Below are 14,792 nucleotides of genomic sequence, written 5' to 3'. Positions count from 1 at the left end.
GGCATCCCGCGCCATTCCTCATCGGGAATTGTCGCTGTCCGCCCCGGTCACAAGCATCACTGCCATGGACATCGGTGTACTGCTTCCGACCGGAGCCGCCCAGTGGGGCGCGGACGGGGACCCTCGAGAGCTGGTCGCGTTCGGGCGCAGGGCCGAACGCCTGGGTTTCTCCTCGCTCTTCGTCAATGACTCGCTGATCAGCCCGCGTATCGAGGCGCTGACGATGTTGGCCGCGCTCGCCCCGGCGACCGAGACCGTGACCCTGGGAACGGGCGCGCTGCTGCCGTTCCTGCGAAGGCCGATCCAGGCCGCGCAGTCTTTGGCGTCGATCGACCTGCTGTCCGGCGGCCGGCTCACGGTGACGGTGGGCTCGGGCTTCCCCGGCCGTTTCGGACGGCCCTTTTACACCCTTTCCGAGGTCCCGTGGGAACGGCGCTTCGCCCGGCTGGACGAGACGGTCGCGTTGTGGCGGGCGCTGTGGAACGGTGCCGGCTCCTTCCACGGCGAGATCCTCAGGTTCACCGGCATCCCGCCCGCGACCAGGCCGTTCCAGGCAGGCGGCCCGCCGATCTGGCTCGGCGGCGCGACCCCGGCCGCGCTGGCCCGCACCGGCCGGACGTACGACGGGTGGCTGCCCTATCCGCCCGACCCCGCCGACTACGCGTCCGGGCTGCGGAACATCCGCACGGCGGCGGCCGACGCCGGCCGTGCCGCCGAGGACATCACACCCGCGCTGTTCGTCTCGATACGAATCGATGACGACGTCGAGCGCGGCCGGCGGGCGCTGGACGACTACGCGCGGGCCGCCTACGGGATGCCGCTGGAGGAGCTGGAAAAGATCCAGGCGGTGGTCACCGGCTCCGCCGACCAGGTCCTCGAGGGCTTGGACCGGTACGTCGCCGGCGGCGCACGCCACATCGTCACCCGCCTTGGTGCTCTGGACCTGCGCTCCCAGTTCGACCAGCTGGAGCGGATCGGCGCCCTGATCCCCGCCCTCCGGGCATCAGCGGATCACGCGTCCGCACCGGGAGGGTCCTGACCGTCCGTGAGGCCTCACACTCGATCGCTGTCACGAAGGTGTACTTGACGCCACGCAGCCAGATCGGGTCCGCGCGGCGCTCGTCGCCGGCGTCTGCCTCGCGGCGCAGCACGGAAAGGTCGTCGGTGACGGCGCGGAGGTTCGGTGGCTGCGGCCCGCCGAAGTAGGCAGCGATGTCGATGTCCGAGTCCGCCCGCGTCGCGATCCGCACCGGGCGCGCGGGGCGGCCACACGCCGCCGCCCACAACCCTCCGGCGGCGGCATCGCCCCGGAATCCTCGAGCGACGCGTGCTATCAGCCGACGCGAACCTCGATACCTGCAGTTAGATCAACGAATGCAGACGCAGCTACATATTCGTCCTTCCAGCTTCCTCGCGGTCTTGCTGGTGGCAGCCGTGTCGGCGGCGTGCTCCTCGGACGGCACGGACGACGGAGCGCAGGCGCGCTCGCCTTCTCCGACGCGCTCCCCTGCTTCGATCGGCCCGTCCACGCCGTCACCCACCTCGGCATCACCGACAATGCCGGTCGCGAAGGACGGGACGGATCTGAACGCGTGTACCGACGGTGAATGCGAGGTCCAGGTCACGGCCCCGACAGACATCGCACTCCCGGCAACGTCCGGCGCCACCGAGATCCATGTGACCCTCATCGAGAAGGACACGGTGCACATGGTCATCGCGCTCGATGGCGGAAATTTCCGCTCCGATGGCGGCTGCACATCGACCCTGAGCGTGAGCACGACGGCGTCTTCCCAGCTGACCTGCCACAACGGCGAGAGGAACACGTCGAATGGAGTAACCGTCGAGGTCGGCGGGATCGCCAGTCCGACGGCGGTGATCCGCGTTCGGACCACCTCATGGCCGTCATGATCGGATGCCGCGACCGACAGCGCAGCGCGTCACGCCCGGCCGCCGCAGGCGGGCCGGCGGGCGAGGGCGGCCGGAAACGGGTGTCCTGACCATCGCCGGGTCCCTGCCGGGCCGGGCGGGCAGCCGGTCCGTGCCGATCAAACCGGCATCAGGCTGGCCGCCGTCGTCGCGCCGAGTTCCCAGCAGGCCTCGCGGGCTGCGGCGTCCAGGTCGCCGACGACGCTGACCGGGTCGCGCAGCCGCTTCCAGCGGAGGCCGGTCGCGATCGACTCCACCGCCCGGACAGCACCAGTCGTGTCGTTGTTGCCGTGCACGTACAGGGCGTAGGAACGACCCACCGTAGCGTCCAGACACGGATAGTAGATCTGGTCGAAGAAGTGCTTGAGCGCGCCCGACATGTAGCCGATGTTGGCAGGCGTGCCGAGCAGGTAGCCGTCGGCGGCGAGGACGTCGACCGCTGTCGCGGCCAGCGCCGGACGGACGACGACGTCGACACCCTCGATCGCGTCATCCCGGGCGCCGACGAGCACCGCCTCCAACATCGCCTGCATCGTCGGTGACGGGGTGTGGTGGACGACCAGGAGCATCGGCATCGCGGCCATGTTATGGCCCCGGTGGGGCGGCAGCGGCGGCCGGCCGCGCGCACCTCGGCGAGGGCGGCGGGGTCCAGGACGCGCTCGCCGATCTGGAGGAGTCCCTGAAGGACGGGCGGGGGCGTGGTGGCGGATCCGCGCCTGAGCCAAGCCGTCGGTCAGCCGCGTCAACCGGTCCGCCGACGACCCTCACGCATCAGGTCGCCTCCGGCCCCACCGACGCGGCGGGATCGCCGGCGAGGTGGCGGACCAGCCGCTGCATCAGCTCGCTGTAGCGGGCCTGGAAGCCGGGATCGTCGGGGTCGAGACCGGTGATGCGCCGGACCACCTGGGGAAGAGCGATCGGGACCACGCCGGCCCCCATGAGCGCGAGCTGGAGCAGGCCCGGGTCGAGGTCGGCCGCGATCTCGCCTTCGGCCTGGCGCCGCTCCAGGTCGCTGAGGTCCTCGCGCTCGTCGGGCTGGTCCGGCGGTCGCTGCCCGGCGTCGGCGTGCTCACCCAGGCCCGCCCACAGCAGCAGGCGGGTCATGCGGGGGTCGGCGAAGCTCGCCTCCTGGTAGGCGGCCACGAGGTCGGCGAGGCCGGATCGCGGCTCGGTGAGCGTGGCCTCCTGCTCGAGCCACCGCTGCTGGAGCGCGCGGTAGAGACCCTCCTTGCCACCGAAGTAGTAGGTGATCAGCTGCGGGTTCAGGTCGGCGCGGGCGGCGATCGCGTTCACCCGGGCGCCGGCCCACCCGCGCGCCGAGAACTCGTCCAGGGCGGCGGCCAGCAGGCGCTCCCGCGAACGGTCGGCGTCGCGCTGGCGCTCTTCGCGGGCCGGCGCCCGTCGGCGACCTCCGGCAGGCGGACGCTTCGCTGGTGGACGTCCACCCTCTCCGGCCGGTGACTGCGCCCCGCTCATGGTCGTACCCTAGCCGAGGACAATAATCACTCGAATGATTGACAGTGCCATCTTTTTGGATGACCATGTCGCCGTGGACGACATGGTCATCACTCGGGGGTTGCGCAGGTCCTTCCCCGCCCACGGCCGGACCGTCGACGCGGTACGCGGGGTCGACCTGCGCGTGCCGGCGGGCGAGGTGTTCGCGTTCCTCGGTCCGAACGGTGCCGGCAAGACGACGACGCTGAGGATGCTCCTGCCCATCGGTGGCGGGCAGGCGCTCGTCGCCGGCATCGACGTCGCGCAGGATCCCGCGGGGGTACGGCGCCGGATCGGGTACGTCGGTCAGGTCGGTGGGGCCGATCTGCCGGCCACCGGCCGCGAGAACCTCCTGTTGCAGGGCCAGCTGTACGGTGCGCGCCGGCCGGAGGTCGTCAGGCGGGCCGGCGAACTGATCGAGACGTTCGCCCTGGCGGACTTCGTCGATCGGCGGGTGGGCACCTACTCGGGTGGGCAGCGGCGACGGCTCGAGGTCGCGCTCGGGCTCATGCACCGCCCTGAGCTGTTCTTCCTCGACGAACCCACGACCGGCCTCGATCCGCAGAACCGCGCCAACCTCTGGGAGCAGCTTCGCGCCCTGCGCGCCGCCGGCACGACGATCTTCGTCACCACCCACTACCTCGACGAAGCGGACGAGCTCGCCGACCGGATCGCGATCATCGACGGCGGCCGGATCGTCGCCGAAGGCAGCCCCGCGCAGCTGAAGCGGGGCCTCGCCGGCGACACAGTCGTGCTGAGGCTCAGGCCTGGGCCAGTGCCGCTTGATCGGCTCGCGGCCGAACTCAACGACCTGCGCTGCGTCAAAGAGACGCGCATCGACGGCGACACGGTCCGCCTCGCCGTGGTCGACGGCACCCGGACGCTCCCGCTCCTGCTCGACGTCCTGCGCTCGCGCGGGACCGCGCCGGAGACGCTCTCGCTGTCCGAAGCCTCCCTCGACGACGTCTTCCTCGCCAGGACCGGACGCGCCCTGCGCGACGCCGGTGCCGGCGCCGAGCACTCGACCGAATCGAGGTCGGTGGCGTGATGCTTGCCCGCGAGCTGCGACTGCTGTGGTGGCGGAAGATCCTGGAAACCCTGCGCGAACCTGTCTGGGTCCTCATGGGCCTCATGACGCCGCTGCTCTATCTCGCCTTCTTCGCGCCTGTACTGCGGCCACTCGCCAGCGGCCCCGGCTTTGCCGGCGACGGGGTACTCGCCGTCTTCATCCCCGGAATCCTCTGCCTGATGGCCTTCGGCGCCGGCATGGGCGCCGGCTGGATCGTCGTCGCCGAGCTGCAGACCGGCGTGATCGAGCGCCTCCGCGTCACTCCGGTGAGTCGCTTCGCCCTGGTGATGGGCAGCGTCCTGCGTGACACGGTCCGGTTCGTCGTACCGGCACTGATCGTGATCGGCGTCGCCGTGCCGTTCGGCTACCACCCCGACGCCGGTGGGACGGCGCTGATGCTCTGCCTGCTGTGTCTGCTCACGGCCACCGTTTCCGCCTGGTCGGCCGCGCTCGGAGTCACCCTGCGCGACATCGGCAGCCTCGCCGCCGTGGTCACCGGGCTGCAGCTGCCGCTCACCCTGCCGTCCGGCATCCTGCTCCCGCTGTCCCTCGCGCCCGGTTGGCTGCGCGGCCTCGCTCACCTCGACCCGCTCTACTACACGGTCCAGGCCGCGCGCCTGCTGTCCGCCGGGATCGTGTCAGACCGGACGGTCGCCGAGGGTTTCCTCGTGGTCGGCGCTCTCACCTGGCTCACGCTCACCTGGGCGGTCCGCACCTTCCGCACAGCTACGGTCTAGGAACCAGATGTGTCCCCGGCGGCGTACGCGCCAGTACCGACGTGAGGCGGAGCAACACCGCCTGCCGCAGACGTACGCCGCGTTCGCCGCGTTGCGGGACTCGACCCGGCCGGGACGCGACCGGCGCGGAATTTTACCAGTACACCCTCGGATCCATCCAATCGACTACGGGCCTGGACGGCCATTTTGGCGCCGACCCGGTTGAACGCACCGGGATCCCGACGAGATACGGGCACTTTCGCGGCACGTGCGGGTACCATACGTCGCAGCACCGATTCTGATCTTCGCGACGGGGCGGAGTCCGCATGGCCGTCTTCATCAGCTATCACAGCAGCAAAAAGGCCGTCGTACAGCATCTGGCCGCCTACTTCGCCCGCCACACGATCACTACCTGGTACGCCCCCCGCGACGTCCCGCCAGGGTCAGACTGGGATGCCGAGATCTCACGGGCCATCAAAAACTCGACTGCCCTCGTCTTACTGTTCTGTTCGTCCGCCGACTCGAGTATGCACGTGAAGAGGGAAATACTACTCGCAGACAAAGCGCGCATACCGATCTACTGGGTGCGACTCGAGAAGGTCGAACCCGAGAAACTGGGATACTTTCTGAACGCGACCCAGTGGATCGACTGGCTCGACAAGCGCGACACCACACTTGACACGCTTGTTCAGGACCTCAAGAGCCCGGTCTCGCCGGGCAGAGTTCTGGAACCGAACGAGATCGATCGGACGGCCCTGCCCGCGACGGAGGCCCCGGTCGAGGGCTGGCCGGCCGAGTTCATCGCCTTCGAGAATGAAAGGGTCGCGGCCGACGCTGCCGCACACAGCTATTTTCGCATTGCACAGGAATCGCCGGACCGGAGCCTTGTCCTGCCCACCGGAAGAGCCGCCACGCAGCTCTTCCGAGGGATGCTCCGAGTAGCCGGAGACTACGCACCACGCCCTTTCGGTGACGCACGTCTCGTTTCAGACACCGAGGCCTTCGGCGTGCACGAGCGCCACTACACGTCACGCACTCGCCACGTGGTCGAGACCTTGATCGAGCCACTGAACGAGAAAGGGCTGGGCCCGAGCGAGAGTCAGCTGAATCTCTTGACGGGTCAGATCACAGACGACGATCCCATCCTCCGGACGCAACGAGTGCTGCGGCTCTGGCCACCCGCAGTGCACGCCGTGTCGGTCTCCCCTGCCGGCGAGGTGCTCGGCTACGAGGTCGGTTCGTACTCCGACCCCGAAGAGATCGTCAGCGACGGCTGTCGAATCGTGGAGCTGAGCGAGCAGGGCAGGAAGTACATCGATCCGAACCAGCCGTCACGTTCCGTGATCACGGTGGGTCTCGGCACGGCCCTCGAGTCCCCGGGACTCATGCTCCTCGGATTCGACCGGAGCAAGGCACGGATCATTCACCAGATGGCCCACTATCCGGAGACGGCCGGGATTCCCGCGACGCTGCTGCGCCGACACGACCATGCCGTGATCGTGGGGACGCGAGCGGTGGCCGAGGCCGCGGACATCAAGAAGGCGCGCGTGCCCGCGTCCGCCGAGGAGGGTTGCGAGTGGATTCTTCACAGGTTCAGCCAGCGAGGTCGCCTGTCATCGCCATGGTCGGCATGGTGACGATCGACTATCTGTACGTGCTGGAGAGCCACCCGGTCGAGGGCAGCACCAATGCGGCAAAGGCCCACCGTGTCGTCGCTGGCGGGCCAGCGGGACGGAGTGCGATCGCCGCCGGACGCCTCGGCGGCGATGTCCGCGTTCTGGGGATGTGCGGAAATGATCTGCATGCCGACGTCCTGCGAGCCGAGTTCGGCCGTGAACCGCTGAGCCTGACCCTTTTCCCCGAAGACCAGCCGAGCCAGCACTCCTGCGTGATGGTCGCCGACGACAGCGGCAGCCGCACCATCATCTGGACGCCTCAGCCACGGGTGAACCACCGGCTTCTCGATGCAGTGGACGATACTCTCCGCGGTGCGGCGGCGGCCCTGCTGGACTGTACCGATCCGGTGCTCAGCCGAGCCGCGATCGATTCCTGCCGCAAGTTCGAAATACCCGTGATCATCGATACAGGATCGTACCGGGAGTCAAGCGAAGAGTTTCTTTCTGGAGTAGATTACATCATCGCCCCGGAGAAGTTCTTCAGCGCAAGGCACCCCAAGGAGAGCCTCGAGGACGGCATGCGCAAGGTCTACTCCGATTTTCAGCCGGCGGTGCTTGCCGCAACGCGTGGTGAACTGGGCGGAATTTACCTGGACGCCTCCGGCGCACACTCGTACGACTCCCATCCGGTAACGGTGGTCGACAGCTGTGGCGCAGGCGACACCTTCCACGGCGCCTTCGCCTGGGCAATTGCGACCGGAGCGTCGACGGAAGAAGCCTTCCGTATCGCGTCCTGGACCGCGGCGCGGAAATGTTCGGCGCTCGGGAACGACGGCCTCCCCGACGCCGCGACTTTTTCTGCCTCACGGGAAATATAGACACCGCACCATTACTTCGCCGGCACGCCCTCGCGCCTCGGCATGCCGAGGCGGACGGCGGCGGGCGCCGATGGAAGTGATCCCACCTGGGTGGATGCCGTTGTCTTCGTCAGCGCGTCGTGTTCGGTGCTCGGTGGTCCGGCGGGGGTGGGGCCGGTCGCGCCGATCCGGGCATGCGCCGAGGTCAGCGGGTTGGCCCGGGCCGCCTGGTGGCCGTCCTGCGCGGTTCGCTCCAGTTCTGTGACAATTCCGATCCCGTGATCTTGTCTGTCCGGTAGTCATCCTGGTTGGGTGACCATGCCCGCCGTCGTCCCCGTCAGTCTGCTGGCGTCCTTTCTGTTCGCCTCGTCCGCCGCCCTGCAGCAACGCGCCGCCGGGCGGAGCAGTTTCGCGAAGCGCGCCGACAGCGCGCACGCCGTACCCGGAGTGGGGCTGCTGGCCGAGCTCGTCCAGGACAGGCTGTGGGTGCTGGGCTGGACGGCGAACATCAGCGGGTTCTGCGTGCAGGCCGCCGCGCTGCACCTGGGGTCGGTGGCCGAGGTGCAGCCGCTGATGGTCTGCCAGCTGCTGTTCGCGCTCCCGCTCGGCCTGATCGGCACGGGCCGGCGGATGTCCGCCACGGCCTGGTGGGGTGCGGCGGGGATCTGCGCCGGGCTGGCCGCCCTGCTGTCGGCCCGGGGCGACCTGCCGGCGGCGGGCGGGGTCGACCGGCCACGGCTGCTCCTCACCATCGGGGCGATGGTGCTCGTCGCCGGGGTGCTGACCATGGTGTCTCTCGGACGGTCGCCCACCGCCCGGGCCGTGCTGTTCGGGGTGGCCGCGGGCATGGTCTACGCGCTGACCGCCGTCCTCATGAAGGAATCCGCGGACCGGCTCGTGACGGACGGCTTCGTGGCGACGGCGGCCGACTGGTGTGGCTTCGGGCTCGCCGCGGCCACGCTGTCCAGCCTGCTCCTCGGGCAGGCCGCCTACGCCAGCGGACCGCTCGCCCCCGCGCTCACCGCCATGAACATCACCAACCCGATGATCTCCTGCCTGCTGGCGGTGCTGCTCTACGCCGCCCCGGTGCCGAGCACCACCTTCCAGCTACTCGGCGTAACCGTGGGGGCCGCGCTGATCGTCACCGGGGTCGTGCTGCTGGCCCGCACGCCGACGCTGCCCCGCCCCAGCAGCCAGTTGCCCTGACCAGCCGGGCCGGCACCGGGCGAGGGCCGGGCGGGGGCGCGAGCCCGGTCCGGTCAGTGGCGGCCCTGGTTTCCGAACAGCCCGCCGAAGCCGCCGAGCCCACCGGGGCCGCCGCCACCGAACCCGCCCGGGCCCCCGCCGTGGCCGCCGTGGCCGCCGCCGTGCCCGCCGAGCTGGTTGCCGGCGAACCCGCCCTGGCCCAGCCCGAACTGCCCGGCCAGGCCGGAGCCGGCGAGCGCGTTGTAGGGCGGCAGCAGCTCGCAGGGCTGGACGATCACATAGCCCTCGCCGGAGAACTGGAGCTGCCAGCTCTCCCCGGTGTTGCCCCGCGGCTTCCAGGCCGCGCTGGAGGTGACCGCGGCCTGCATCGAGACCTGCAGGCTCGACGACCAGCCGACGACGGCGTCGGCGTCCGCGAAGTAGTAGTTCTGGGTGGTCACACGCATCACCAGCGGGGCGCCCGAGGTGCACACGACGGCCTGGCCGTTGCCGCGCAGCTCGATCTGGTAACCGCCGACGCCGGCGATGCCCACCTGGCTGTCGACACGGACGAGATCCCAGTTCAGGCCGGCGTCGAACGCGAGCACGTTCTTGCCGTCCACGGTCAGGCCGTCACCCGCCAGGTCGAGGATGTGGATGTCCTGGGCCTGGTTGGCGAGGTAGACCGTGCCGGAGCCGGCGACGTTCATCAGGTTCAGGCCCTCGCCGCCGCTGAAGAAGCTGCGGAACCGGGAGCCCCAGCCCTCCCAGCGGGCGTCGAAGGTCGCGGCGCCCTGGTAGGCGACCATGGCGCCGCGCCGGGCGTAGAACTCGCGCATCCCCTGGGCGCCGAGGGTCGCCTTGAGCATCTTGCCGTTCTGCAGGGCGAACCGCTCGCCGCTGGTGACCTCGGGGTTGCCGAGCAGGCTGCTGCGGATCCCTCCCGCCGGCCCACCGGGGCCTCCTGGCGGCATCCCCCCGGGGGGCATCCCACCCGGAGGCATCCCTCCGGGCATGCCGGGACCGGGTCCGGGCGGAAACCCGCCAGGGGGCATCCCGCCGGGCTGGCCGCCGTACATCCCGCCGTGCGTCATGATCAGATCCTCTCACCCACGCCGGCGGATCAGCCGCGTGCCGAGAACGAGGGCCGCTCGTCCTCGCTCGGCTGCACCACGACGAAGCCCTGGCCGGAGAAGCCGAGCTGGAACGCCTCACCCGAACCGCGCCCGATCAGCCCGCCGAGCCGGGCGGTGCGCCTCGGCTCGACCCGCAGGCCGTCGGTATAGGCGACGAGGGCGTCGGTGTCGACGAACGTCGGCGCCTCCCGGGTGTCCAGCATGATCGGGTTGCCCTTGGCCGTCAGCGCCACCCAGCCGTGGCCGCGGACCACGACGTTGAACATGCCCATGCCGGAGAGCATGTTCACGCCCTTGACCCGCTCGATCCCCCACTGCAGGTTCGCGTCGAAGGCCAGGACGTTCTTGCCGTTGATGGACAGGCCCTCGCCGGCGAGCTGGGCGACGATGACCTCCTTGCCGTAGTCGGCCAGGTAGAGCAGCCCCTGACCGGTCGCGGTCATCAGCGGGACGCCCTCGCCCGTGGCCCAGGAGGACGCGATCCGCCCGAGCTGCGGCGGCTGCGGGTTGAAGTCGATCAGGCCCTCGTAGGCGATCATCGAGCCGACCCGGGCGAACAGGTCCTGGCCCGGCTGCATGACCACCTTGGCGATCTTGGACCCGTGCCTGCTCATCCGGTCCATGATCGGAGTCGGGCCGTAGTTGTTCATCAGGCTGCCCTGCACGGCCTGCTCCCCTCTTCCCGCGCACCCGCGGGAACGCCCGGGATCGCCCCGGCGCGCATCTCAGCCATCCCGGCGCGCAGCTGCGACCTCATGGGGTCAGACCTCATACGGCTGGACGACGACGAAGTGGCCGGCGAACCCCATGAACTGCAACGCGAACGACTCGCCGCTGGCTCCCGCGTAGATCTGGCGGGAGATGCGGACCTGGGTGGACACGCTCACCCGCATGCCGGACGTCCACGCCACCAGTGCGTTCATGTCGGCGAACGTGGGACCGGCGACGTTGAGGGTCATCGGCGTGCCCTTGGTCATCACGACGACCGACCCGGGCCCGGAGACCTCGAAGTGGAAGAAGCCGCCGCCGGGGATGCCGGGGCTCTCGATGCGTCGGACCTCCGAGCGCACGGTGGCGTCCATCGCCAGCAGGTTCTTCGAGTTGATGCACAGCGACTGGTTGCCGAGCTCGACGATGTGCAGGTCGGCGGCGTCCTGGGCAAGGAAGACCTCGCCGTCGCCCTTGCACGTCATGAGCTTGAGGCCCTGGCCGGTGAGCTTCTCCTCGATCAGCCCGCGGATCCCGCCGCTCTTGTAGTCGAACTCGATGTTGCCCTGGTAGGCGACCATCGAACCGCGCAGCGCCAGCGCCTCCGGGCCCAGGGTGACCTTGACCAGCTTGCTGTTCTGCTGGGTCCAGCGCCCCGCGGTCGGCACCTCGCGGTACGGGTTGAGGCTGTTCATGGCACCGGGCTGGACGGGGCGAGCCTGCGACGGCAGGACCTCCGTGGGCCCGAACCCGCCCGGCATCGGCTGACCGGGTGGCTGCTGGCCGGGCATCGGGTGGCCCGGCGCCGGTTGGCCGGGCGCGCCGAACCCCTGGGCGCCGGGCATCGCCGGCGGGGGCGGCGGCTGGCCGTAGCCCTGCTGCACGCCGCCAGCCTGGCCGTACGCCGGCTGCGGCTGGCCGTACGCCGGCTGCGGCTGGCCGTACGCCGGCTGCGGCTGGCCGTAGCCCTGGCCGGGATGAGCCGGCGCCGGCGGGGGCGGTCCCCCGGGCGGGGCACCGAAGCCCGGGGCGGCAGGTGGCTTCTGCTGGTCGAAAGCGGGGGCGGGCGGGGCGCCGAACCCGGGTACGCCGCCCGGCGGCGGGCCGGCGGGCGCGGGGGTCGGCTCGGGCTCGTCGGCCACTTCGCCGCCGAAGCTGCGGATCAGCTCCGCCAGCCCGCCCCGGAACCCCTGGCCGACCGCGGCCACGCGCCAGACACCCTTGCGGTAGACGTCGCCGATCATGACCGCGCGCTCGTCGGAGAAGTCCGCGCCGGTGAACGCGTAACGGAGCACCTCCGTACCACCGGCCACGATGCGCAGGTATCCGGACGTGATCTGCGCGGCGCTGCCCGGGCCGTCGAGCGCCGCGCAGAACGACAGCTTCTGGATCGCGTCGGGGACCTTGTCGAGCGTCACCCGGAACGACTGGCTGTCACCGGACTGGGCGCCGAGCAGCTGGATCGAGGACTCCGGCGAGTTCGGCTGGTTGAAGAAGACGAAGTACCGGTCGTCCGAGAGCCGGCCGGCACCGTCCAGCCCGAAACAGGACACGTCCCACTCGCCCGGCGCGTTGATCTGGATCCCGATGTACAGATCGGTGCCAGCGGTGATCGCCGACAGTTGGGACTTCTGCCCTCGACTGAACTGCGTTGCCACCGCGCTCCCTCCCGTCAGCGTGCCGGCTGAATCGGCGCGCGAGCGTCGCGCGCGTGGCCCGACCGCACCCGCACGAACCGGACTGTCCGGAAAACTAGCAGCCCGGACGGCCCCCGGCAGAACCTGTCCGTTCCCGGAGCGCTGTCGGACCGCGGACACACAGCGCGCCACCGCCTCCGCCTCCACGCCCCGGGCCTGACGGCCGGCCGTGCCGCCGTCGCGCCGTCGCGCCGTGGCGCCGTCGCGCCGTGGCGCCGTCGCGCCGTGGCGCCGTCGCGCCGTGGCGCCGTGGGGGTACGGCCACCGGGGGTACGGCCACCGGGCCGGCGATCCCCAACCCCGATGACCACAGCGACCTCCGACCACAGCAGTCCGGGACATACTGTCATCTATTAGACAAAACGCCCATTGCATCAGGCGGCCTACTTGCCCTTTGCTGACCTTCTCGCCCTATCAGGCTGGAATCAGCCGACATCGACCCCCGAAACGGCGAGGAAGAAACCAAACGGCGAGAGGGCAGAGCCGAATACCAGGACAGGAGCTGCGCGAGCGGCTCGTCCTGCCGGCCAGCCGCCGAGGACGGGCCTGCCACGGCTGCGCATCCGACCCCACCGGCGCCCATCACGCCCCATGACACAACGGACTCCGCCCTCGCCCCGGGTGCGCACCTGGCGTTGACTGTTCTCATGCGCTACGCGGCAGGCGTCTCCACCACGAAGAAGATCTCCAAGATCGGGCTCGGGACCTGGCAGTTCGGCTCGCGGGAGTGGGGCTACGGCTCCGCCTACGCACAGACCGACGCGGCCCTGATCGTCCGGCGCGCCCTGGAACTCGGCGTGACGCTGTTCGACACGGCCGAGATGTACGCCTTCGGGCGCAGCGAACGCATTCTCGGCCAGGCGCTGGCGGCCGCCCCTGGCGACGGGGTGCACCCGGGAACCGACAAGTCGATCGTCGAGACGGCCGTGGCACCCGAGGAGGCGTTCGTCGCCACCAAGATCTTCCCGGTGCTGCCACTGGCCCCGGTCGTCGAGCAGCGCGCGGTCGGCAGCGCCAACCGGCTCGGCGTGCGCACGATCGACCTGTACCAGGTGCACCAGCCCAACCCCGTCGTCCGGGACGGCACGACGATGCGCGGGATGGCCGCGCTGCGCCGGGTCGGCCTCGTCGACGAGGTCGGGGTCAGCAACTACTCGCTCGAGCGCTGGCGCGCCGCCGAGGCCGCGCTCGGTGACCGCGTCCTGTCCAACCAGGTCCAGTACAGCCTGGTGCGCCGCGAGCCGGAGCGTGACCTGCTGCCGTACGCCCGCCGGGAAGGACGCCTGATCATCGCCTACAGCCCGCTGGCGCAGGGCCTGCTCTCCGGGCGCTACGACGTCACTAGCCGGCCCACCGGCGCCGTGCGGATGGCGAACCCGCTGTTTCTCACCGAGAACCTGGCCCGGCTGACGCCCCTGCTGGACACGCTGCGCGAGGTCGGAGCGGCGCACGGCGCCAGCGCGTCACAGATCGCGCTGGCGTGGGTGATCCACCATCCGTCGGTGGTCGCGATCCCGGGGGCGTCGAGCGTGGCCCAGGTGGAGAGCAACGCGGCGGCCGCCGACATCGAGCTGACCGACGCCGAGTACGACGCGCTGACCTCGGCCGCGGAGAACTTCCAGCCGCTGACCGGCCCCGCCTCGTGGGCGGCCGTCGCGGCGGAGCGGATGCGCCGCCCCTGACCACAGCCGCGATTGCCTGAGCCGCGGCTCAGGCAATCGCGGCTGTGAGCGGGCCGGCACCGGGTTACATGAGTGGCTGACCGCCGTGCTCGCCGGGGTCGTGAGCGTCGTCGGAGAGGATGTGGAACGGCGGGCAGACCCCGGTCGAGTGGTGGGCGGCGGCCTCCAGGGCCTTGCGGACCCGTTCCTCGGGCTCCTCCCCCACCGTGCTGTGCAGCGACCCGCGCGCGTACTCCTCGCCGCAGCCCGCCGCGTCGTAGTTGTCGAGGGTGCGGCCGATCTGGTAGTCGGAGTCGATCCGGTACAGCTGCCCCCGGATACCCACGAGGAACAGCCCACCCGACTCGTTGCCGGCGTCGTTGCGGGCGAAACCGCCGTCGCGCAGGCAGTCACGGACGACCGAGACGAACTCGGTCGCCATGAAGCGGTCGAGGTCCCAGCTGTGCGGCACGGGCGGGACGAGGCTGTACCGAAGCAGCTGCCCCATCCGGAACGAGTCCGTGAAGCCCATGACGAACTCGCCGTTGCGGAAGACCTTCGTATCCGCCCGGACCGTGATCGACCAGCCGGCTACGCCGGCGCTGTCTCCCCCGATCACGACCCGTCCGTCGTGCTCCACACCGACGATGCAGGTCACGGTTGAGGATGCTATCCGGTGCTTCGGACGGCCCGGCGACCTCGTCCCCTTCGTCCGCTTCCGACATGC

At 70.4% G+C, this 14,792-nt stretch carries 14 protein-coding genes; 8 read left to right on the top strand and 6 right to left on the bottom strand.

Features of this window, described 5'->3' with window-relative positions:
- Positions 1–64 precede the first annotated feature (64 nt).
- A complete protein-coding gene (locus tag E0504_RS35070) occupies positions 65–1,039 on the top strand; it encodes an LLM class flavin-dependent oxidoreductase (RefSeq protein ID WP_131626663.1) in 975 nt (324 codons plus the stop codon).
- Positions 1,040–1,212: 173 nt separating this feature from the next.
- Entirely contained in the window at positions 1,213–1,908 is a 696-nt protein-coding gene (locus E0504_RS51495; RefSeq protein ID WP_207974636.1) for a hypothetical protein, read from the top strand.
- A gap of 137 nt (positions 1,909–2,045) precedes the next feature.
- Here E0504_RS51495 and E0504_RS35055 read toward each other — a convergent pair whose 3' ends face one another.
- Both E0504_RS35055 and E0504_RS35050 read right to left on the bottom strand, forming a co-directional pair.
- Positions 2,046–2,510 carry a flavodoxin family protein gene (locus tag E0504_RS35055; protein WP_112108444.1) on the bottom strand — a complete coding sequence of 155 codons (465 nt, stop codon included), beginning with the start codon at positions 2,508–2,510 and terminating at the stop codon, positions 2,046–2,048.
- Between the two features lie 187 nt (positions 2,511–2,697).
- Positions 2,698–3,402 (bottom strand): TetR/AcrR family transcriptional regulator, encoded by a 705-nt coding sequence (locus tag E0504_RS35050; RefSeq protein WP_112108445.1) that lies wholly within the window; start codon positions 3,400–3,402, stop codon positions 2,698–2,700.
- 82 nt (positions 3,403–3,484) lie between these two features.
- On the opposite strand from E0504_RS35050, the gene E0504_RS35045 reads away from it, so the two are divergent.
- The 5 genes from E0504_RS35045 (at position 3,485) to E0504_RS35025 (ending at position 8,884) form a co-directional block, all read left to right on the top strand.
- On the top strand, positions 3,485–4,468 hold the full coding sequence (locus E0504_RS35045) for an ATP-binding cassette domain-containing protein (protein WP_112108450.1): 984 nt from the start codon (positions 3,485–3,487) through the stop codon (positions 4,466–4,468).
- Entirely contained in the window at positions 4,468–5,226 is a 759-nt protein-coding gene (locus E0504_RS35040; protein ID WP_235014677.1) for an ABC transporter permease, read from the top strand. The genes E0504_RS35045 and E0504_RS35040 overlap by 1 nt, the downstream gene beginning before the upstream one ends.
- Before the next feature lie 305 nt (positions 5,227–5,531).
- Complete coding sequence (locus tag E0504_RS35035; RefSeq protein ID WP_131626660.1) at positions 5,532–6,842, top strand: TIR domain-containing protein; 1,311 nt, start codon at positions 5,532–5,534, stop codon at positions 6,840–6,842.
- Entirely contained in the window at positions 6,836–7,699 is an 864-nt protein-coding gene (locus E0504_RS35030) for a PfkB family carbohydrate kinase (protein WP_160144339.1), read from the top strand. Before E0504_RS35035 ends, E0504_RS35030 begins: the two co-directional genes overlap by 7 nt.
- A gap of 297 nt (positions 7,700–7,996) precedes the next feature.
- Entirely contained in the window at positions 7,997–8,884 is an 888-nt protein-coding gene (locus tag E0504_RS35025) for a DMT family transporter (protein ID WP_112108451.1), read from the top strand.
- Between the two features lie 53 nt (positions 8,885–8,937).
- Here the strand turns inward: E0504_RS35025 and E0504_RS35020 are convergent, their stop codons facing one another.
- From E0504_RS35020 to E0504_RS35010, 3 genes are all read right to left on the bottom strand, one after another.
- Positions 8,938–9,957: an AIM24 family protein gene (locus E0504_RS35020; protein ID WP_112108449.1), complete on the bottom strand. Its 1,020-nt coding sequence runs from the start codon at positions 9,955–9,957 to the stop codon at positions 8,938–8,940.
- A gap of 29 nt (positions 9,958–9,986) precedes the next feature.
- Positions 9,987–10,664: an AIM24 family protein gene (locus E0504_RS35015; RefSeq protein ID WP_071066821.1), complete on the bottom strand. Its 678-nt coding sequence runs from the start codon at positions 10,662–10,664 to the stop codon at positions 9,987–9,989.
- A gap of 96 nt (positions 10,665–10,760) precedes the next feature.
- Positions 10,761–12,365: a TerD family protein gene (locus tag E0504_RS35010; RefSeq protein ID WP_131626659.1), complete on the bottom strand. Its 1,605-nt coding sequence runs from the start codon at positions 12,363–12,365 to the stop codon at positions 10,761–10,763.
- Between the two features lie 686 nt (positions 12,366–13,051).
- On the opposite strand from E0504_RS35010, the gene E0504_RS35005 reads away from it, so the two are divergent.
- The gene (locus E0504_RS35005) at positions 13,052–14,086 is read left to right on the top strand and encodes an aldo/keto reductase (RefSeq protein ID WP_112105401.1); all 1,035 of its coding nucleotides are present in this window, start codon (positions 13,052–13,054) and stop codon (positions 14,084–14,086) included.
- A 64-nt stretch (positions 14,087–14,150) separates the two neighbouring features.
- Here E0504_RS35005 and E0504_RS35000 read toward each other — a convergent pair whose 3' ends face one another.
- The gene (locus E0504_RS35000) at positions 14,151–14,723 is read right to left on the bottom strand and encodes a hypothetical protein (RefSeq protein ID WP_112105400.1); all 573 of its coding nucleotides are present in this window, start codon (positions 14,721–14,723) and stop codon (positions 14,151–14,153) included.
- Between the last annotated feature and the right edge of the window lie 69 nt (positions 14,724–14,792).

Source organism: Parafrankia sp. BMG5.11 (assembly GCF_004337455.1).
This window is presented reverse-complemented; position numbering and strand designations above follow the sequence as displayed.